We start from the raw sequence: 18,606 nt of genomic DNA on the forward strand, positions 1-18,606 counted from the left end.
CGAAACCAAAGGCTGTGCCGACGCCTAGTCCGAGCATGTCCGATAAAATTGAACTTCGCGCAGAGGTGCCGTCCGAACTGGGCGGCCAACGCCTCGATCAAGTCGCCGCCCAACTCTTCGCTGAGCACTCTCGCTCGCGCCTTTCCGCCTGGATCAAAGACGGCCGCCTGACTGTGGATGGCGCGGTTATCCGCCCGCGAGACATCGTCCATGGTGGCGCTGTTCTTGAACTGATTGCCGAGCAGGAAGCTCAGGGTGAATGGATCGCCCAAGACATCGAACTCGATATCGTCTATGAAGACGACGATATCCTGGTGATCAACAAACCCGCGGGCCTGGTGGTGCATCCGGCTGCCGGTCACGCCGATGGCACCTTGCTCAACGCCTTGCTGCACCACGTGCCGGACATTATCAATGTGCCGCGCGCGGGCATCGTGCACCGCCTGGACAAGGACACCACCGGTCTGATGGTGGTCGCCAAGACCATCCAGGCCCAGACGCAGCTGGTCACGCAATTGCAGAGCCGCAGCGTCAGCCGGATCTACGAATGCATCGTGATCGGCGTGGTCACCGCCGGCGGCAAGATCAATGCGCCCATCGGTCGCCACGGCCAGCAGCGCCAGCGCATGGCGGTGATGGAAGGCGGCAAGCAGGCGGTGAGTCACTACCGTGTGCTGGAACGCTTCCGTTCCCACACCCATGTCCGGGTCAAGCTGGAAACCGGTCGTACCCACCAGATTCGCGTGCACATGGCCCACATCAACTTTCCGTTGGTCGGCGATCCTGCCTACGGCGGTCGCTTCCGTATTCCGCCGGCGGCCAGCGTGACCATGGTCGAGTCGCTGAAAAACTTCCCGCGCCAGGCCCTGCACGCACGTTTCCTCGAGTTGGATCATCCGACCAGCGGTAAGCGTATGAGCTGGGAGTCGCCACTGCCGGACGATTTCGTCTGGTTGTTGACGTTGCTCAAGCAGGACCGCGAGGCGTTCATCGGGTGAGTGACTTCCTGATTCCCGACTGGCCTGCGCCGGCGCGGGTCAGGACCTGCGTGACCACGCGGGCGGGCGGCCTCAGCCTGGCGCCGTTCGACAGTCTCAACCTTGGTGATCATGTCGACGACGATCCCCTCGCCGTCACGGAAAACCGCCGTCGCCTCACCGATACCTTTGCTATTCAGCCCGCCTGGCTGCGCCAGGTGCACGGTGTCGGGGTGGTCGAGGCCGATCCGACGCTGACCGCCGAAGCTGACGGCAGTTGGACGAGTACGCCGGGCATTGCCTGCACCTCGATGACCGCCGATTGTCTGCCGGTGTTGTTTTGCGACCGTGCTGGCACCCGCGTAGCCGCTGCCCATGCCGGTTGGCGTGGGTTGGCCGCAGGCGTGCTGGAAGCCACGGTCGATCGACTGGACGTGCCGGCTTCGCAAATCCTCGTCTGGCTCGGCCCGGCCATCGGTCCCGGTGCCTTCGAAGTGGGGGCGGAAGTGCGCGAAGCCTTTCTCTCTACGCATCCTGAAACAATCGAAGCCTTTGTCCCCAGCGTCAATGCCGGACGCTTCATGGCCGATATTTATGCCCTGGCGCGCCTGCGTCTGGCCGCCCGCGGAATCACCGCCGTCCATGGTGGCGGGCTGTGTACGGTCAGCGACCCGCGCTTTTTCTCCTACCGGCGCAGTCCGCGTACCGGTCGCTTCGCCTCCCTGATCTGGCTGGAAGACTAGACTCTTCTGATCTTCGTCAAGCTTGTGACGCTTGAATCTCTCAGAATAGGCCGCATCTACTTGGGCATCTGGCAGGTTTCTTTATTCAGGTGCGTCCTTTGCTCCGGCCTGCTCCAAAGGAAGGTGACTCATGCGTATAGATCGTTTAACCAGCAAGTTGCAGTTGGCGTTGTCAGACGCCCAATCCCTGGCGGTCGGCCACGATCATCCGGCCATCGAGCCTGCGCACTTGATGCAGGCGCTGCTGGAACAGCAGGGCGGCTCGATCAAACCCCTGCTGTTGCAGGTCGGTTTCGACATCAACAGCCTGCGCAAGGAATTGAGCAAAGAGCTCGATCAATTGCCGAAAATCCAGAATCCCACCGGCGACGTGAACATGTCCCAGGATCTGGCGCGCCTGCTCAACCAGGCCGATCGCCTGGCCCAGCAGAAGGGCGACCAATTCATTTCCAGCGAGCTGGTGCTGCTCGCCGCCATGGATGAGAACAGCAAGCTGGGCAAGTTGCTGCTCGGCCAGGGTGTGAGCAAGAAGGCCCTGGAGAATGCCATCAACAACCTGCGCGGCGGCGAGGCGGTCAATGACCCCAACGCCGAGGGCGCGCGCCAGGCCCTGGACAAGTACACCGTCGACCTGACCAAGCGTGCCGAAGAAGGCAAGCTCGACCCGGTGATCGGCCGTGACGACGAGATCCGTCGCACGATCCAGGTGCTGCAACGGCGGACCAAGAACAACCCGGTGCTGATTGGCGAGCCCGGCGTGGGCAAGACCGCCATTGCCGAGGGCCTGGCCCAGCGCATCATCAATGGCGAGGTGCCGGATGGCCTGAAGGGCAAGCGCCTGCTGTCCCTGGACATGGGCGCGCTGATTGCCGGCGCCAAGTACCGCGGCGAGTTCGAAGAGCGCCTGAAGTCGCTGCTCAACGAACTGTCGAAGCAGGAAGGGCAGATCATTCTGTTTATCGACGAACTGCACACCATGGTCGGCGCCGGCAAGGGCGAAGGCTCGATGGATGCGGGCAACATGCTCAAACCGGCCTTGGCCCGTGGCGAGCTGCATTGCGTCGGGGCGACCACGCTCAATGAATATCGCCAATATATAGAGAAGGATGCGGCCCTTGAGCGGCGCTTCCAGAAGGTACTGGTGGAAGAGCCGAGCGAGGAGGACACCATTGCCATCCTCCGTGGCCTGAAAGAGCGTTACGAAGTGCACCACAAGGTGGCGATCACCGACGGTGCGATTATCGCGGCGGCCAAGCTCAGTCATCGTTATATCACCGACCGCCAGTTGCCGGACAAGGCCATCGACCTGATCGACGAGGCCGCCAGCCGTATCCGCATGGAGATCGACTCCAAGCCGGAAGTGCTGGACCGTCTGGAGCGTCGCCTGATCCAGCTCAAGGTCGAATCCCAGGCCTTGAAGAAAGAAGACGACGAAGCGGCGAAAAAGCGCCTGGAAAAACTCCAGGAAGAAATTGTCCGCCTGGAGCGCGAGTACGCCGACCTGGAAGAGATCTGGACCTCGGAAAAAGCCGAAGTACAGGGCTCGGCGCAGATCCAGCAGAAAATCGAGCAGTCGCGCCAGGAATTGGAAACGGCACGCCGTAAAGGCGATCTCAACCGTATGGCCGAGCTGCAATATGGCGTGATTCCGGATCTGGAACGCAGCCTGCAGATGGTCGACCAGCACGGCAAGAGCGAGAACCAGCTGCTGCGCAGCAAGGTGACCGAAGAGGAAATCGCCGAAGTGGTGTCGAAGTGGACCGGTATCCCGGTGTCCAAGATGCTCGAAGGCGAGCGCGACAAACTGTTGAAGATGGAAAGCCTGCTGCACCAGCGCGTGATCGGCCAGAACGAGGCGGTGGTGGCGGTGGCCAACGCGGTACGCCGTTCCCGGGCCGGCTTGTCCGATCCGAACCGTCCGAGCGGCTCCTTCATGTTCCTCGGCCCGACCGGGGTGGGCAAGACCGAGCTGTGCAAGGCCCTGGCCGAATTCCTTTTCGATACCGAAGAGGCCATGGTGCGCATCGATATGTCGGAGTTCATGGAGAAACACTCCGTGGCGCGCCTGATCGGGGCGCCACCGGGCTATGTGGGCTATGAGGAAGGCGGTTACCTGACCGAGGCCGTACGGCGCAAGCCTTACTCGGTGATCCTGCTGGACGAGGTCGAGAAGGCCCACCCGGATGTGTTCAACATCCTGCTGCAGGTGCTGGAAGACGGTCGCCTGACCGATAGCCATGGTCGTACGGTGGACTTCCGCAATACCGTGATCGTGATGACCTCCAACCTGGGCTCGGCGCAGATCCAGGAGTTGGTGGGGGATCGCGAGGCGCAGCGGGCAGCGGTCATGGATGCGGTGAGTACGCATTTCCGGCCGGAGTTCATCAACCGGATCGACGAGGTGGTGATTTTCGAGCCTTTGGCCCGGGATCAGATCGCCGGTATCACCGAGATCCAGTTGGGTCGCCTGCGCAGTCGCCTGGTGGAGCGCGAGCTGAAGCTGGAACTGAGCAGCGAGGCCTTGGACAAGTTGATCGCGGTGGGCTACGACCCGGTCTATGGCGCGCGGCCGCTCAAGCGTGCGATCCAGCGCTGGATCGAGAACCCGTTGGCGCAGTTGATCCTGTCGGGGCGGTTCCTGCCGGGAACGAGCGTGACGGCCTCGGTGGTCAACGACGAGATCGTGTTTGCCTGAGTACCCGGGATCAACGCGATCCCCTTGCAGGAGCCGGTTTGCCGGCGATGGCGTCCGCAAGGTCGATGCAAGGCTTGCTGGCCTCATCGCCGGCAAGCCGGCTCCTACACAGTGTATTGCGATTTCGCAGGTTTTTTTCGATAGGGCGTTGAACTCAGGGGCAAAGGCTTGTAAAGTGCGCCCCGCAGTACGTCACCCCTCGGATTTCTCCCACAAGGGAAGTTCGAAAAAAGATTGCAAATCATTGTCTTGAAAGCAATTTAAGGGGTTGACAGAGGTTTTCAGAGTTGTAGAATAGCGCGCCTCAGACAAGCGAACGCAGCGATGCAAAAGCCTGGTTGAGGAAGCTTTCAGCGATGAAAGTCTGTGGTAAAGGTTGTAACTTGAAATATGTAGTTCCGTGATAGCTCAGTCGGTAGAGCAAATGACTGTTAATCATTGGGTCCCAGGTTCGAGTCCTGGTCACGGAGCCAATTTCAAATCGGGGTATAGCGCAGTCCGGTAGCGCGCCTGCTTTGGGAGCAGGATGTCAGGAGTTCGAATCCCCTTACCCCGACCATTTTTGGGTCGTTAGCTCAGTTGGTAGAGCAGTTGGCTTTTAACCAATTGGTCGTAGGTTCGAATCCCACACGACCCACCATTTTTGAAACCAGTTCGCTGGGATTGAATCTTAAGATCAGAGGCCAAAAGCGCTGATCGCAGAAGGCGCCTTTAACGGGTGCCTTTTTTTTACCGGGGTATAGCGCAGTCCGGTAGCGCGCCTGCTTTGGGAGCAGGATGTCAGGAGTTCGAATCCCCTTACCCCGACCATCTTCAGAAAAAAAGCACCCGCAAGGGTGCTTTTTTTTGCCTGTATTTTACTCAAGGCTTTTGATCGCCCTGGACTGTAGGAGCGAGCTTGCTCGCGATGGGCTCAAGAGCGCCGCGTGTACCGGCTAAACACGCGTTATTGTTCACGACCATCGCGAGCAAGCTCGCTCCTACTATGGCACCCGCTGTCAGTGCAACTTCAACCGTGGGTCGGTCCCGCGTCCGATCCGGCTGCCCAGCATCAGCATCAGGGTGCGGAAGGTGCCATACAGCGCCATCTGGTGCATCCGGTACAGCGACACATAGAACATCCGCGCCAGCCAGCCTTCCAGCATCACGCTACCGGTCAGGTTACCCATCAGGTTGCCGACGGCGGAGAACCTCGACAACGAAATCAGCGAGCCGTAGTCGGTATAGCGATATTCCGGCAAGGTCTTGCCTTCGATACGCAGTTTCAGCGACTTGGCCAGCAATGACGCCTGCTGGTGGGCCGCCTGTGCCCGTGGCGGTACATTGCGGTCGGTCCCTGGCTGCGGACAGGCCGCGCAATCACCGAAGGCAAAGATATTCTCGTCGCGGGTGGTCTGCAGCGTCGGCAATACCTGGAGCTGATTGATCCGGTTGGTTTCCAGGCCATCGATGTCCTTGAGAAAGCCCGGCGCGCGAATCCCTGCCGCCCAGACCTTGAGGCTCGCCGCAATCACCTGGCCGTCGGCGGTCACCAGGTTGTCCGCGGTCACTTCACTCACCGCCGCATTGGTCATGACCCGCACCCCGAGTTTTTCCAGGGTCTTGTGCACCGGTCCGCCGATACGCTCCGGCAAGGCCGGCAACACCCGAGGACCGGCCTCGATCAGGGTGATGTGCATGTTTTCCGGTTTGATCCGGTCCAGGCCATAGGCCGCCAGCTCGTGAGCGGCGTTATGCAGCTCCGCCGCCAGTTCCACGCCCGTGGCACCGGCGCCGACAATCGCCACGCTGATCTGCTCGACCGTATCGGTCTGTCCGGCATGGGCGCGCAGGTAGTGGTTGAGCAACTGCTGGTGGAAACGCTCGGCCTGTTTGCGGGTGTCGAGGAACAGGCAGTGTTGCGCCGCGCCCTCGGTGCCGAAATCGTTGGTGGTGCTGCCCACCGCGATCACCAGCGAGTCGTAGCCCAGTTCCCGGGCAGGCAGCAGCTCCACGCCGTGTTCGTCGTAGGTGGCGGCCAGCTGGATTTTTTTCTGCTCGCGGTCGAGCCCGCTCATGCGCCCCAGCTGGAACTCGAAGTGGTTCCATTTCGCCTGGGCGACATAGTTGAGCTCGTCGGCCGAAGAGTTGAGGGAGCCGGCCGCCACCTCATGCAGCAGGGGTTTCCAGATATGGGTCAGGTTCGCGTCGACCAGCATGACGCTGGCAATGCCGCGTCTGCCCAGGGTCTTACCCAGGCGGGTCGCCAGTTCCAGGCCGCCGGCGCCGCCGCCGACGATCACGATACGATGGTTCATGGGGATATCTCGCAAGGCTAAAGGAAATCTGTGCCTGCGTTATCCGGGCGAGCGCGAGGCAGCTCATAGCACCAGGTAACTCAGGAAGCGGCTCAACAGGCCCAGGCCGATGACCACGGCGAGCACCACCACCAGGAGCATCCACGGCCGAAAGGGCCGGCGCTCGACTTGGTGTTGGGGAAGCTGCAGATACTGATCGACATGCTGCTGGTCGTCGGGGTTCAGGCGGCTGGTCATGGGAGCCTCGTCAGGTAGACGTCACTAAGGTGCTTTGTATCACTGGTACAGTGATTACGCCATGGCTTACAAACTGATGCCGACGTCGAAAACAATGCTGCGCCCCAGATTGCCCCGCAGGAAGTCCGGGGCATCGGGGTGGGCGAACAGCACCCGGGCGAAGGTCGGCCCCACCAGCGACAGCGAGCGCCAGCCCTGGCGCAGGTATTCGGTCGGCGGCGGGAAGTGGCTGTTGAGGTCGAGCACTTCGCGCTTGAGACTGGCGAAGGCGATGATGTCCAGCTCACCCAGGTCCAGCCCGCGCTCCTTGTAATTGTGGGCTTTCTTGCGCAGGGTCGGGGCCAGCCGCTGCAACAACTCGGAGGCGGGAATGCGCCTGGGCTTGGCTTCGCGGCGCACCAGCTGGCTCAGGGAAAAGGCGCTGCGCCGGCGCTGCAACTCTTCGCGCCACTCATCGTTCAGCCGCCGGCCTTCGTCGAGGACGAAAAACACCTCGAAGCAGGCATCGCGAAACAGCACGTCCGGCGGCTCCTGGGCGGGGTGGAAGTCTTCGGCGCGATAGGGAATGTTCAGTCCTTGCAGCAGGCGCTGGCAGACCCAACGCTCACGCTCCCATTTGCGGGCATTGGAAAGAAAGGTGTTGGCTTGCTCCGCCTGGATGGTCAGCAAGCGTAGAAAATCCGAGTCGTCCATGGCCCAAGCTTAGCGTCGAAACTGCAAAGGCTGGAAGTCCTGGGCAATTTTTGTCGACGCGATGCGTCGTAACGGGCGGTGTAGACTTCAGGACTCAAGCCGGCAAGTGTTATCGAGTCCGCGGAGTGTGGAGATGTTTTTATGATCGGCGCGCAACTGCTGTCGCCCGCCAGCCTGGTCATCGGTTGGCTGATCTATCTGCCGGTGGTGGCCTGGGCGATCTGGCGTTCGCCCTGGGTCGAGCTGTTCACTGACAGTCGCCGCCAGCACCTGCTGTTCGGCACGGTCTTCGCCCTGTTTCTGCTCTGGCTGGTGCGACGTGACTTCGATACCGGGGTGTCCTATCACTTTATCGGTATGACGGCGGTGACCCTGCTGCTGGACTGGCCGCTGGCGATTGTCGGCGGGCTGGTGGCGCAGCTCGGCCTGGTGTTGCTGGGGCGCCAGGACCTGGCCGCGCTCGGCGTCAACGGCACCTTGCTGATCCTGCTGCCGGTGCTGGTGACGGAGGTCTGCGCGATCCTGGTGGAGCGGGCGCAGCCGCGTAACCCCTTTGTGTATATCTTCTGCTCGGGCTTTTTCGCCGCCGCCCTGGCGGCTTTGCTCTGCCTGCTGGCGAGCCTTGGATTGCTCTGGTTCGACGGGCGTTTCGCCCTGCCGGAGTGGCTGGGGGATTTTGTCGGTTACCTGTGGCTGATCATTTTTCCCGAGGCCTTTATCAACGGCATGGTGGTCAGCGCGCTGGTGGTGTTCTGTCCGGAGTGGCTGGAAACCTTCAACCGCACCCGCTACCTGTCGGCACCCTGGAAGGACAATGAGCCCCGTTGACCTGGGTCAAGCCGGCAGGTTCGCCCCACGACCATGCTGCGGAAAAAACCGGGAGCAAGGTCATGAGTGTGTACGAATGGGCGCGTCAGCAGGTGCAGGCCAGTCTGGAAGATGCACAAGTGGAGGGATTCGAACCGGGGCTGGGCCTGCGCGCCTTGCTCAGCGCGGTGGTGCAGCAGAGCAAGGCGTTGCGCAGTGCGGAGGATCTGGCGGACGAACTGCAATTTCTTGCCGAGAACCTCGATGATGAGCAGGACTACGGTTTTATGCGGCCCTGATTCTCTCTCGATCAGTGGGCGCGAGGCGGCAGATCGTCGGAGAACAGGTCGTCCTCGGCATCGGGGCTGACGGGAATCTTGTGTTCTTCCGAGGCCCAGGCGCCGAGGTCGATCAGTTTGCAGCGGTCGGAGCAGAACGGCCGCTGCGGATTGGCGGCGGTCCATTCCACGGGGGCGCCGCAGGTCGGGCATTCAACGGTCAAGGGTTGGCTCATGAGTGGCCTCCACGCAAAGTCAGATAAAAGTGATGCAGACGCTCGACCTCGCTCCGTAGCCAGGCCTGGTCGCGGTCGTTGACCAGCACATCGTCGGCATGGCGCAGGCGTTCTTCGCGGCTGGCCTGGACCTTGAGGATGGCCTGCACCTGTTGTTCGCTGGTCTGGTCCCGTTGCTGGGTGCGCTGGATCTGCAACGCCTGTGGGGCGTCGATCACCAGCACGCGCTGGGTGTTCTTGTATTGTCCCGATTCGATCAGCAGCGGCGAGACCAGGATCGCATAGGGCGATTGTGCCCGGGCCAGGTGCTTGGCGATCTCTTCGCCGATCAGCGGATGCAGCAGGGCTTCGAGCCAGCGCCGTTGCTCCGGGGCTTCGAAGATCAGCGTGCGCAGGGCGGCGCGGTCCAGTTGGCCGTCGGCTTGCAGCACGCTGGGGCCGAAGTGCTCGGCGATCTTCGCCAGCGCCGGGCGACCGGGTTCCACCACCCAGCGGGCGGCGTGATCGGCGTCCACGGTGTGGATGCCGAGGTCGATAAAGTGTTGCGCCGCTGCGCTCTTGCCGCTACCGATGCCGCCGGTAAGGCCGAGAATCCAGGGTGTTGAAACGGCTGTGGTCATTTGAAACCGGCAAACTGCAGATAGGAAGCGGTTATTTGACCACCCCAGAGCAAGGCAATCCAGCCGGCAATTGCCAGATAGGGACCGAAGGGGATCGGAGTCGAGGTCTGGGCGTTGCGCAGGCGCAGCAGAATCAGGCCCAGCACCGCGCCTACCAGGGATGAGAGCAGGATGGTCAACGGCAGGATCTGCCAGCCGCCCCAGGCGCCGAGCATCGCCAGCAGCTTGAAGTCGCCGTGGCCCATGCCTTCCTTGCCGGTGAGCAGCTTGAACAGCCAGTAGACGGACCATAGGCTCAGGTAACCGGCTACGGCGCCCCACAGGGCGTCGTCCAGGTCGGTGAAGAGACCGAAGTGGTTGGCGATCAGGCCGAGCCAGAGCAGCGGCAGGACCAGGGCGTCAGGCAGGAGCTGGTGATCGGCGTCGATCAGGCTCATGGCCAAGAGGCCCCAGGTCAGCATCAGCATCAGGCCGGCGGGCCAGCCGAAGCCGAAGTGCCAGGCGACAAAGGCCGAGAGCAGGCCGCAGGCCATTTCAGTGAGCGGGTAGCGTTTGCTGATGGGGGCCTTGCATTGGGAGCACTGGCCGCGCAGGAGCAGGTAGCTGACCAGCGGCAGGTTTTCCCAGGCGCGGATCTGGTGATTGCAGTGCGGGCAATGGGAGTGGGGCAGTAGCAGGTTGTAGGTCGGGTCGGGAGCGGGTTGAGGCAGGCCGAGGACTTCGTGGGCCTGGGTGCGCCAGTCGCGTTGGAGCATTTTCGGCAGGCGCCAGACCACGACGTTGAGGAAACTGCCGACGATCAGGCCGAGGAGCAGGGCGAAAAAAATAAAGGCCAGCGGGTGGCTGGCCAGGAAGTCGGGTAGGGGCATCGGTTAAACCACTTGGCCAAGCTTGAAGATGGGTAGGTACATGGCGATCACCAGGCCGCCGACGAGTACGCCAAGTACGGACATGATGATAGGTTCCATCAGGCTGGTGAGGCCGTCGACCATATTATCGACTTCACCTTCATAGTAGGTCGCAACTTTGTCGAGCATATCGTCCAGGGCACCGGACTCCTCGCCGATGGCAGTCATCTGGATGGCCATGGTTGGGAATACACCGGTAGCGCGCATGGAGAAGTTGAGCTGCATACCGGTGGAGACGTCTTGCTTGATGCGGTTGACGGCATTTTTGAAGACGATATTGCCGGTGGCACCAGCTACGGAGTCGAGGGCTTCGACCAGTGGCACGCCAGCCGCGAAGGTTGTGGAAAGGGTGCGGGCGTAGCGGGCGACGGCGGATTTGTAGAGAAGAGAACCGATAATAGGGAGCTTCAAGAAGACGCGATCAAGCCAGTTACGGAAACGTTCGGAGTTTTTATAGGCGCGCTTGAAGCCAAAAATGGCTGCGATCAATGCCCCTAAAAAGATCAGCCACCATTCCTGCAGTATTTTTGAAATGCCGATCACCATCAGTGTGAAGGCAGGCAGCTCGGCACCGAAATTCGCGAAAACGCTCTGGAACTGAGGGACAACCTTGATCAACAGAATCCCGGAAACAATGATCGCTACTACGACTACAGCAATGGGGTAGTTCATGGCTTTTTTGATCTTAGCTTTCAGTGCTTCTGTTTTTTCTTTGTAGGTGGCTACACGCTCTAACAGACTTTCTAGGGCACCCGCCTGTTCACCTGCATCCACAAGGTTGCAATAGAGCTCGTCGAAATATTCAGGTTTTTTGCGCAATGAAGTGGCGAAGCTATTGCCGGCGGCGACCTCCTGCTTGATGTCATCCACCAGCTTGCGCATGTTCGGGTTATCGAAACCTTCGGCGATGATGTCGAAGGACTGCAGCAGCGGTACGCCGGCCTTCATCATGGTTGCCATCTGGCGGGTGAACAGGGCAATATCCAGCGGTTTGATGCGTTTGCCCCTGCTGAAAATCGAGGTAGTCTTTCTACGCACCCTGCCGGGGTTGATGCCTTGTTTACGTAGCTGTGCCTTGATCAGTGCGGGGTTGTGACCGCTCAGTTCACCGGTCATCTTGGCACCTCTTTTGTCGGTGCCCTCCCAAGAGTAAACGCTGACCTTGACTGCTGTTTTGGTTGCCATTGTTTAATCCTTGGTGACTCGGTTGACTTCTTCCAGGCTGGTGACACCTTGCATGGCTTTTTTCAGCCCCGAAGTACGCAGGTCATTGAAGCCGTCTTTACGCATTTGCGCAGCGATTTCCAATGAGTTGCCCTCGGCCATGATCAAGTGTTGCAGGGCCGGAGTGTTTTTCACCACCTCATAGATGCCGACACGACCTTTATAACCACCGTTGCACTGCTCGCAGCCGACCGGCTCATAAATTTTGAACGTACCGATGAGCTCTGCTGGGAAACCTTCCTTGAGCAGGGCCTCTTCGGGGATGTCGATCTCCTTCTTGCAGCGGCTGCACAGCTTGCGGGCCAGGCGCTGGGCGATGATCAGGTTCACCGAGGTCGCGATGTTGAAACCGGCGATGCCCATGTTCTGTAGGCGGGTCAGGGTTTCGGCGGCGCTGTTGGTGTGCAGGGTAGAGAGCACCATATGACCGGTTTGGGCGGCCTTGATGGCGATCTCGGCGGTTTCCAGGTCGCGGATTTCACCGACCATGATCACGTCCGGGTCTTGCCGCAGGAAGGAGCGAAGAGCCTGGGCAAAGTCCAACCCTTGCTTGGGGTTGACGTTGACCTGGTTGATACCTTCCATATTGATTTCCACCGGGTCTTCGGCGGTGGAAATGTTGATATCCACGGTATTGAGGATATTCAGGCCGGTGTAGAGCGAGACTGTTTTACCCGAGCCGGTCGGGCCGGTAACCAGGATCATCCCCTGCGGCTGCTTTAACGCCGCCATATAGAGCTCTTTCTGATCCGGTTCGTAGCCCAGTGCATCGATGCCCATTTGTGCGCTGGAGGGGTCGAGAATCCGCATTACGATTTTCTCACCCCATAACGTTGGCAGGGTGTTGACCCGGAAATCGATGGCCTTGGTCTTCGAGATGCGCATTTTGATGCGCCCGTCCTGAGGTTTGCGCCGCTCGGAAATATCCAAGTTGGCCATGACCTTCAGTCGAGCAGCAATCCGGGTTGCCAGATGGATCGGTGGTCGGGCCACTTCTTTTAATATGCCATCGGTACGCAACCGAACGCGGTAAATCTTTTCGTAGGGTTCAAAGTGCAGGTCTGACGATCCTCCTTTGATGGCGTCCAGCAGCATTTTGTTAACGAAGCGCACCACGGGAGCATCGTCGGCGTCCTGGCCGGCAATCTGTTCCTGCTTCTTGTCGTCGACCGATTCGATATCCAACCCTTCGAGGTCGACGTCTCCCATCTCCTCGAAGCCGCTGGAGTTACTGTCGAAAAACTTGTCGATAGCGTCGCCGAGCTTATCGTCCTCAACCAGAATGGCCTCAGTGGTGAGGCCAGTGCTGAACTGAATATCGGTAATAGCTTGGTGATTGCTTGGGTCGGAGATACCGACAAACAGCTTGTTACCTCGTCTCCATAGCGGCAGAACGTGGTGCTGGCGGATCAGCTTTTCACTGACGAGGCCTTTGGGCTGGCTTTCTTTGTCGAGACAGGTCAGGTCGAGCAGGGCGACGCCAAAGTGCTCGGAGGCGATTTCCGCCACTTGCCGACTTTTGACCAGTTTGTTCTGGACCAGATAGCTGACCAGGGAGATTCGGTTGCGTTGGGCTTGCAGATACGCCTGCTGAGCGTTTTTGTCAGTAATCAGCTCGGCCGCAACCAGTTGCTTAGCCAGGCCGGAGAGGGCGATATCGTTCATTTGAGCACCAAACACAAACAGTGGGTGTCTTATAGCGTAGTCGGCCGGTGCTGCCAAATGTGGAGTGGGGTGGTGACAAAAAATGTCAGATTTTGCTGTTCTGGAGTTGAAGGCATGATGTTTCTCACACATGCATCTAGCTGTGAATGCTAGATCATAAGTTGGCGCGGTTTGTGCTTGTGCGTTTGGCAGAGCAATTTTATCCCTGCGTTTGGAGACGTTTCATGAAAGCTCAAAAAGGCTTTACATTGATTGAACTGATGATCGTTGTTGCGATTATCGGTATTTTGGCAGCGGTTGCATTGCCGGCGTATCAGAACTACATTAAAAAAGCTGCTTATTCTGAAGTTATTGCGGCGATGGATCCGATAAAAACTGCTATTGGGGTTTGTTATGCGACAACCTCGGCTATAGCTAGTTGTGATGCAGACGTTAAGGTTGGGGTGGTTCTTCCTACAGCTGGCACGAATGCTTTGCATACCATTACAATTACCGCGTCAACAGCAGCTATTGTTGCTACGCCAAATGCGTACAAAGGGATTGTTACAGGTGATACTTGCACTCTTACTCCAACTGCGCCAGGTGCTGGTGCTGCAAGTCTTACTTGGACGTATAGCGGCGCTTGTGTAACCAGTGGTTATGTTCAGGCTAACTGATTTTTGCGTGTGTTAGAGTATTTTTTAAGTATATAGTGGCCGCCACAATTTCTAATTGTGGCGGTTTTTTTTGGTTGGCTGATTCGTTTTGGTTTTCATGTGAGGTTTTTTTGAGGATAGCGGGTTGTTCGGTTTTTATTCTGATGGCTGTTTCAATTCTTGCAATATTCAGTGGGCATGATTTTCAACGGTTCTCTCAGGTAATAATTATTCTGCTTGCTTGGCTTTTTTATTATTTGTTTTTTATTTTTCAGTTGCCTAAGGTGTTTGGTGGTGATGTTCAGTTAAGGGTTTTATATTTTTTGTTTTTGTTGTTGGGTTTTTGGTCTTCGTTGTGTTCTCATCAAGTGGTATGGAGTTTTGTCGAGTTCTCGTTGCTTGTTGCGCTCTGTGTCGTTGCATGTTTTTTTTGCATGGTGCGTAAAATTGAAGGTAAATATGCTGATAAACGGCTTTGTTTGTTTGTTGTGCTGCTTTGTGGTCTAAAAATTTTGCAATTCGCCGTTTTGGTGGGAAATGCAATTATTATTGATGCGACGGTGTTAAACACAGATCAATTTATTTCAGGCTTTTCTAACAAACGCTTCTACGGCCAATTTCAGACCTTCACCCTGCCACTTTTAGCCCTCCCGCTTTTGTTCTCCAACACCAACCGCCCCACTGCAGTCTGTGTATTCTCGCTCCTGAGTTTCTGGTGGCTGATCGCTGTGACTGGTGGCACTCGCGGTACCTGGCTTGGTATGAGCGTGGCTGCCTGTGCGCTGTTCATTTGCGGTCACTCTGGTAGACGATGGATTTCCTGGCAACTTCCCGCTGTTATGGTTGGAGTGACACTTTACTGGCTGTTGTTCAGTGTTCTCACCGGCTACCTCGGCATAGAAGTGAGCAACTTCGCCAGTGATCGCCTGACCACCTCCTTGTCAGGTCGAGGCCCTATTTGGCAACAAGCCTGGGACATGATCCGCGAACGCCCCTGGCTTGGCTTCGGTCCCATGCATTTCGCCGATATCCACAACCCCATCGCCGCCCACCCGCATCAGGCCATCCTGCAATGGGCCAGCGAATGGGGCATCCCTTCCACCTTGCTGGTCATGTGGCTGGTAGGACGCGGCTTGTGGGCAACCTTCCGCTTGATCCGCGAGCGCTCAACCTCCGACGACCCGACCGACCTGCTTCGCCTCTGCTTGTTCGCCAGCCTGATCGGCGCCCTGACCCAATCCATGGTCGACGGGGTGATCGTCATGCCGTACTCCCAGCTCTGGCTGTCGCTGGTAGTCGGCTGGCTGATGGCACTGCATGTGTGGAAAGGCGAGCCGGCCAAGCCCAACGCCTTTATCCACTGGTTGTGGATGGGCATCAGTACTGCCGCCGTGCTGTTCCTGGTCTATGTAGTGATCCGCGACGTTCCCCATCTGGACGAGCGCAACAAACTCTACCAGCAGCAATACGGCGGCTATTTCCAGCCGCGCTTCTGGACCCAGGGCGTGATCGCGATCAAGCCCGAGTAGCTTGCCCGCTCAGGAATCGGATGCTAGCTTTAGCGCCACGCCGGTGTAGCTCAGTCGGTAGAGCAGCGCACTCGTAACGCGAAGGTCGTAGGTTCGATTCCTATCTCCGGCACCACATCATCCACGTCCGAAAATGGCGAGAACAGCCCCATCACCGGTGCTAGTCTCTGCCCATGAACATGACGATTGCTTCCTCATTCCCCTCGGCCGATATCTGCGAAAAGGCCCGCCTGAGCCGCGATGCGCGCTTCGACGGGGTCTTTTTCACGGCGGTCCTCAGCACCCGGATCTACTGCCGCCCCGTCTGCCCGGCGCGTCCGCCCAAGGTCGAGAATGTGCAGTATTACCCCAGTGCCGCCGCCGCCGAGGCCTTGGGCTTCCGCCCCTGCCTGCGTTGCCGCCCTGAACTCGCGCCGGGCAACACGATCTGGCTGCATGGCGAGCATCTGGTCGGCCGTGGCCTGAAGCTGATCCACGAAGGTTTTCTTGCTGAACAGTCCCTCGACGACTTGGCTGCCCGACTTGATGTCGGCGCCCGGCAATTGCGTCGCCTGTTCGTCAAACACCTTGGCGCTCCGCCCATCGCGGTCCATGCCACCCAGCGCCTGTTGTTCGCCAAGCAACTGCTGACCGAAACCGCGCTGCCGATCACCGAAGTGGCGCTGGCCTCGGGCTTCCAGAGTCTGCGTCGCTTCAACTCGGCCTTTGCCGAAGCCAACCATGCACCGCCCCGGGATTTTCGCCGCAAGCCCTTGGCCAATGCCAACAACGCGTTGGTCCTGCGCCTGGGTTATCGACCTCCCTACGATTTCAAGGCTGTATTGGCGTTCCTCGCCAGTCGCGCCTTGCCGGGTATCGAAGTGGTCGACGAGCAAGGCTATCGGCGAGTCTTCGGCAGCCACGAATCGCCCAGTTGGCTGCAGATCAGCGCCTGGCCCGATGGAGGTCATGCCTTGAAGCTCGAACTGTTCAATGTCCCGCCCAGCCAGATGCTACCGGTGGTCACGCGGATTCGCCGGATGTTCGACCTGGACGCCGACCCCCAGGCCATCGCCGCTACCCTGGGCGCGAGCCCGGTGCTGGCGCCTCTGGTTGAGCGTTATCCCGGTCAGCGGCTGCCAGGCGGCTGGGATGGTTTCGAGATTTCGGTGCGGGCAGTGTTGGGGCAGCAGGTCAGTGTGGCGGCGGCACGTACCCTGGCATCCCGACTGCTGACCCGCTTCGGCACTGTCCTTGAGGCACCGCCGGCACCAGGCCTGGATCGCTTGTTTCCGTCTCCAGAACAGATGGTCGACGCGGACCTGGGCTCAATCGGCGTGATCAGGACGCGCACCGCCACCATTCAAGGTATCGCCCGGGCCTTGCTCGATGGTCGGGTGAGTTTTCGTACAGAACAACGTCTCAATGATTTCGTCAAAAGCTGGGTCGCCTTACCGGGTATTGGCGAGTGGACCGCGCACTACATCGCCATGCGTGCGCTCAATCATCCCGACGCCTTTCCGGCGGCGGACCTGATCCTGCGTCGCGAAGTGGTCAGGGATATTCCGCCCTTGAGTACCAAGGCACTGGAGCTGCTCGCCGAAGACTGGCGTCCGTGGCGCGCCTATACGGTGATGTACCTGTGGCGCGGGGCGAGTGAGGCAGAATCGATACGCAGGAGTCAAAAATGACAGCAAGCACGATTTACTACGACATCATCCCTTCGCCCATCGGGCCCATGATGCTGGTGGCCGACGACGACGGGCTGCGGGAGCTGCGCTTCGAGCTGGACTATCGGCCGCAGACGCCATTGGACGGCTGGGTACATGCGCCGGAGAAACTGGCACAGGTGCGTATTCAGTTGGAGGAGTACTTTGCCGGTGAGCGCGTCGAGTTCGATCTGAAGCTCAATATGCTCGGCACGGATTTCCAGAAAGATGTCTGGCAAGCCCTGGTGACCATTCCTTACGGCGTGACCACCAGCTATGGCGAAATTTCCCAGCGGATCAATCGACCCAAGGCGTCACGGGCAGTCGGGGCGGCCAATGGGCGCAATCCGGTGCCGGTAATCGTGCCTTGTCATCGGGTGATCGGCAGCAACGGCAGCCTGACCGGGTTCGGTGGCGGGCTGGCGGCCAAGCAATGGTTGCTGGAGCTTGAGTCGCGGCGCTTTTCGTTGCGTTGAGCCTCTTCTCAGAGACTCAAACGCATCGACAGATCCACCGCCTTCACATCCTTGGTCATCGCACCAATGGAGATATAGTCCACGCCGGTCTCGGCAATCGGCCGCAGGGTGCTTTCATTGATCCCGCCGCTGGCTTCCAGCTTCGCCTTGCCGGCATTCAGGCGCACCGCTTCGCGCATATCGTCCAGGCTCAACTCATCGAGCATGATGATATCCGCCCCCGCCGCCAGCGCTTCCTTGAGCTCGGAAAGACTTTCCACCTCGATCTCCACCGGCTTACCCGGGGCGATCTTGTGCGCCGCGCTGATCGCCTGGGCGATCCCGCCGCACGCGGCGATATGGTTTTCCTTGATCAGGAACGCGTCGTACAAGCCAATCCGATGGTTATGACAGCCGCCACAGGTCACCGCGTACTTCTGCGCCAGGCGCAAACCCGGCAAGGTCTTGCGGGTATCCAGCAGCTTGACCGCGGTATCGGCGACCTGGTCGGCGTAATAACGAGCATGGGTCGCGACCCCGGACAGCAACTGGAGGAAATTCAGGGCGCAACGTTCGCCGCTGAGCAACGAACGCGCCGGGCCTTCCAGATGGAACAGCGGCTGGTTCGGCTGCACCCGTTCGCCGTCGCGTACCTGCCAATGCACGGCCACCCTTGGGTCGAGCTGGCGAAACACCGCATCGACCCAGGCCGTACCGGCGATGGTCGCCGCGTCGCGGGTAATGATGGTGGCCTTGGCCAGGCGCTCGGCAGGGATCAACTGGGCGGTGATGTCGCCACTGCCGATGTCTTCGAGCAACGCACGGCGCACGTTGGCTTCGATTTCGGCGGTCAGGTCGGCGAGGCGTAGATTCGGCATAACGGACTCCACAAACAAAGTATCTTGATTATAGGGGCAGG

18 protein-coding genes and 5 tRNA genes are annotated in these 18,606 nt (G+C 59.3%); 14 read left to right on the plus strand and 9 right to left on the minus strand.

Going from position 1 to position 18,606, the window contains the following annotated elements; genetic code table 11:
- Window positions 1–35: 35 nt before the first annotated feature.
- The 7 genes from rluD to M5C56_RS13215 all read left to right on the plus strand — a co-directional run bounded on the left by rluD (window position 36) and on the right by M5C56_RS13215 (window position 5,225).
- A complete protein-coding gene (gene rluD, locus M5C56_RS13185) occupies window positions 36–998 on the plus strand; it encodes a 23S rRNA pseudouridine(1911/1915/1917) synthase RluD (RefSeq protein WP_103498791.1) in 963 nt (320 codons plus the stop codon).
- Window positions 995–1,720 carry a peptidoglycan editing factor PgeF gene (pgeF, locus tag M5C56_RS13190; RefSeq protein WP_103498790.1) on the plus strand — a complete coding sequence of 242 codons (726 nt, stop codon included), beginning with the start codon at window positions 995–997 and terminating at the stop codon, window positions 1,718–1,720. The genes rluD and pgeF overlap by 4 nt, the downstream gene beginning before the upstream one ends.
- Before the next feature lie 130 nt (window positions 1,721–1,850).
- Window positions 1,851–4,415, plus strand: coding sequence for an ATP-dependent chaperone ClpB (clpB, locus tag M5C56_RS13195; protein WP_103498789.1), 2,565 nt, complete (start codon window positions 1,851–1,853; stop codon window positions 4,413–4,415).
- Between the two features lie 397 nt (window positions 4,416–4,812).
- A tRNA-Asn gene (locus M5C56_RS13200) sits at window positions 4,813–4,888 on the plus strand.
- 9 nt (window positions 4,889–4,897) lie between these two features.
- Window positions 4,898–4,974, plus strand: a tRNA-Pro gene (locus M5C56_RS13205).
- 5 nt (window positions 4,975–4,979) lie between these two features.
- Window positions 4,980–5,055 (plus strand) — tRNA-Lys (locus M5C56_RS13210).
- A 93-nt stretch (window positions 5,056–5,148) separates the two neighbouring features.
- Window positions 5,149–5,225, plus strand: a tRNA-Pro gene (locus M5C56_RS13215).
- 188 nt (window positions 5,226–5,413) lie between these two features.
- Here the strand turns inward: M5C56_RS13215 and M5C56_RS13220 are convergent.
- The 3 genes from M5C56_RS13220 to M5C56_RS13230 all read right to left on the minus strand — a co-directional run bounded on the left by M5C56_RS13220 (window position 5,414) and on the right by M5C56_RS13230 (window position 7,642).
- Window positions 5,414–6,712 (minus strand): NAD(P)/FAD-dependent oxidoreductase, encoded by a 1,299-nt coding sequence (locus M5C56_RS13220; protein ID WP_103494688.1) that lies wholly within the window; start codon window positions 6,710–6,712, stop codon window positions 5,414–5,416.
- Window positions 6,713–6,775: 63 nt separating this feature from the next.
- Window positions 6,776–6,949, minus strand: coding sequence for a DUF3094 family protein (locus M5C56_RS13225; RefSeq protein ID WP_100941192.1), 174 nt, complete (start codon window positions 6,947–6,949; stop codon window positions 6,776–6,778).
- Between the two features lie 66 nt (window positions 6,950–7,015).
- A complete protein-coding gene (locus M5C56_RS13230) occupies window positions 7,016–7,642 on the minus strand; it encodes a DUF1780 domain-containing protein (RefSeq protein ID WP_103494689.1) in 627 nt (208 codons plus the stop codon).
- 141 nt (window positions 7,643–7,783) lie between these two features.
- On the opposite strand from M5C56_RS13230, the gene M5C56_RS13235 reads away from it, so the two are divergent.
- Window positions 7,784–8,470 (plus strand): energy-coupling factor ABC transporter permease, encoded by a 687-nt coding sequence (locus tag M5C56_RS13235; RefSeq protein ID WP_103494690.1) that lies wholly within the window; start codon window positions 7,784–7,786, stop codon window positions 8,468–8,470.
- A gap of 62 nt (window positions 8,471–8,532) precedes the next feature.
- Entirely contained in the window at window positions 8,533–8,748 is a 216-nt protein-coding gene (locus M5C56_RS13240; RefSeq protein WP_103494742.1) for a hypothetical protein, read from the plus strand.
- A gap of 11 nt (window positions 8,749–8,759) precedes the next feature.
- Here M5C56_RS13240 and yacG read toward each other — a convergent pair whose 3' ends face one another.
- From yacG to pilB, 5 genes are read right to left on the minus strand one after another with little or no spacing between them, the layout of a single operon-like run.
- Entirely contained in the window at window positions 8,760–8,963 is a 204-nt protein-coding gene (gene yacG, locus M5C56_RS13245) for a DNA gyrase inhibitor YacG (RefSeq protein ID WP_040071046.1), read from the minus strand.
- Entirely contained in the window at window positions 8,960–9,583 is a 624-nt protein-coding gene (gene coaE / locus M5C56_RS13250; RefSeq protein ID WP_103494691.1) for a dephospho-CoA kinase, read from the minus strand. Before coaE ends, yacG begins: the two co-directional genes overlap by 4 nt.
- The gene (locus M5C56_RS13255) at window positions 9,580–10,452 is read right to left on the minus strand and encodes an A24 family peptidase (protein WP_103494692.1); all 873 of its coding nucleotides are present in this window, start codon (window positions 10,450–10,452) and stop codon (window positions 9,580–9,582) included. The genes coaE and M5C56_RS13255 overlap by 4 nt, the downstream gene beginning before the upstream one ends.
- 3 nt (window positions 10,453–10,455) lie before the next feature.
- Window positions 10,456–11,676: a type II secretion system F family protein gene (locus M5C56_RS13260; protein WP_103494693.1), complete on the minus strand. Its 1,221-nt coding sequence runs from the start codon at window positions 11,674–11,676 to the stop codon at window positions 10,456–10,458.
- A 3-nt stretch (window positions 11,677–11,679) separates the two neighbouring features.
- Window positions 11,680–13,380 carry a type IV-A pilus assembly ATPase PilB gene (gene pilB / locus M5C56_RS13265; RefSeq protein WP_103494694.1) on the minus strand — a complete coding sequence of 567 codons (1,701 nt, stop codon included), beginning with the start codon at window positions 13,378–13,380 and terminating at the stop codon, window positions 11,680–11,682.
- Window positions 13,381–13,604: 224 nt separating this feature from the next.
- On the opposite strand from pilB, the gene M5C56_RS13270 reads away from it, so the two are divergent.
- The 5 genes from M5C56_RS13270 to M5C56_RS13290 all read left to right on the plus strand — a co-directional run bounded on the left by M5C56_RS13270 (window position 13,605) and on the right by M5C56_RS13290 (window position 17,708).
- Window positions 13,605–14,036, plus strand: a complete 432-nt coding sequence (locus M5C56_RS13270) for a prepilin-type N-terminal cleavage/methylation domain-containing protein (protein WP_103494695.1) — start codon at window positions 13,605–13,607, stop codon at window positions 14,034–14,036.
- A 143-nt stretch (window positions 14,037–14,179) separates the two neighbouring features.
- Window positions 14,180–15,544 (plus strand): O-antigen ligase family protein, encoded by a 1,365-nt coding sequence (locus M5C56_RS13275; RefSeq protein WP_247263166.1) that lies wholly within the window; start codon window positions 14,180–14,182, stop codon window positions 15,542–15,544.
- Between the two features lie 39 nt (window positions 15,545–15,583).
- Window positions 15,584–15,659, plus strand: a tRNA-Thr gene (locus M5C56_RS13280).
- A gap of 58 nt (window positions 15,660–15,717) precedes the next feature.
- A complete protein-coding gene (locus tag M5C56_RS13285) occupies window positions 15,718–17,214 on the plus strand; it encodes a DNA-3-methyladenine glycosylase 2 (RefSeq protein WP_103494696.1) in 1,497 nt (498 codons plus the stop codon).
- On the plus strand, window positions 17,211–17,708 hold the full coding sequence (locus M5C56_RS13290) for a methylated-DNA--[protein]-cysteine S-methyltransferase (protein ID WP_103494697.1): 498 nt from the start codon (window positions 17,211–17,213) through the stop codon (window positions 17,706–17,708). Before M5C56_RS13285 ends, M5C56_RS13290 begins: the two co-directional genes overlap by 4 nt.
- An 8-nt stretch (window positions 17,709–17,716) precedes the next feature.
- Here the strand turns inward: M5C56_RS13290 and nadC are convergent, their stop codons facing one another.
- Window positions 17,717–18,565 (minus strand): carboxylating nicotinate-nucleotide diphosphorylase, encoded by an 849-nt coding sequence (nadC, locus tag M5C56_RS13295; RefSeq protein ID WP_103494698.1) that lies wholly within the window; start codon window positions 18,563–18,565, stop codon window positions 17,717–17,719.
- Between the last annotated feature and the right edge of the window lie 41 nt (window positions 18,566–18,606).

Source organism: Pseudomonas sp. MWU13-2862 (assembly GCF_023242495.1).
Lineage (GTDB): Bacteria > Pseudomonadota > Gammaproteobacteria > Pseudomonadales > Pseudomonadaceae > Aquipseudomonas > Aquipseudomonas gingeri_D.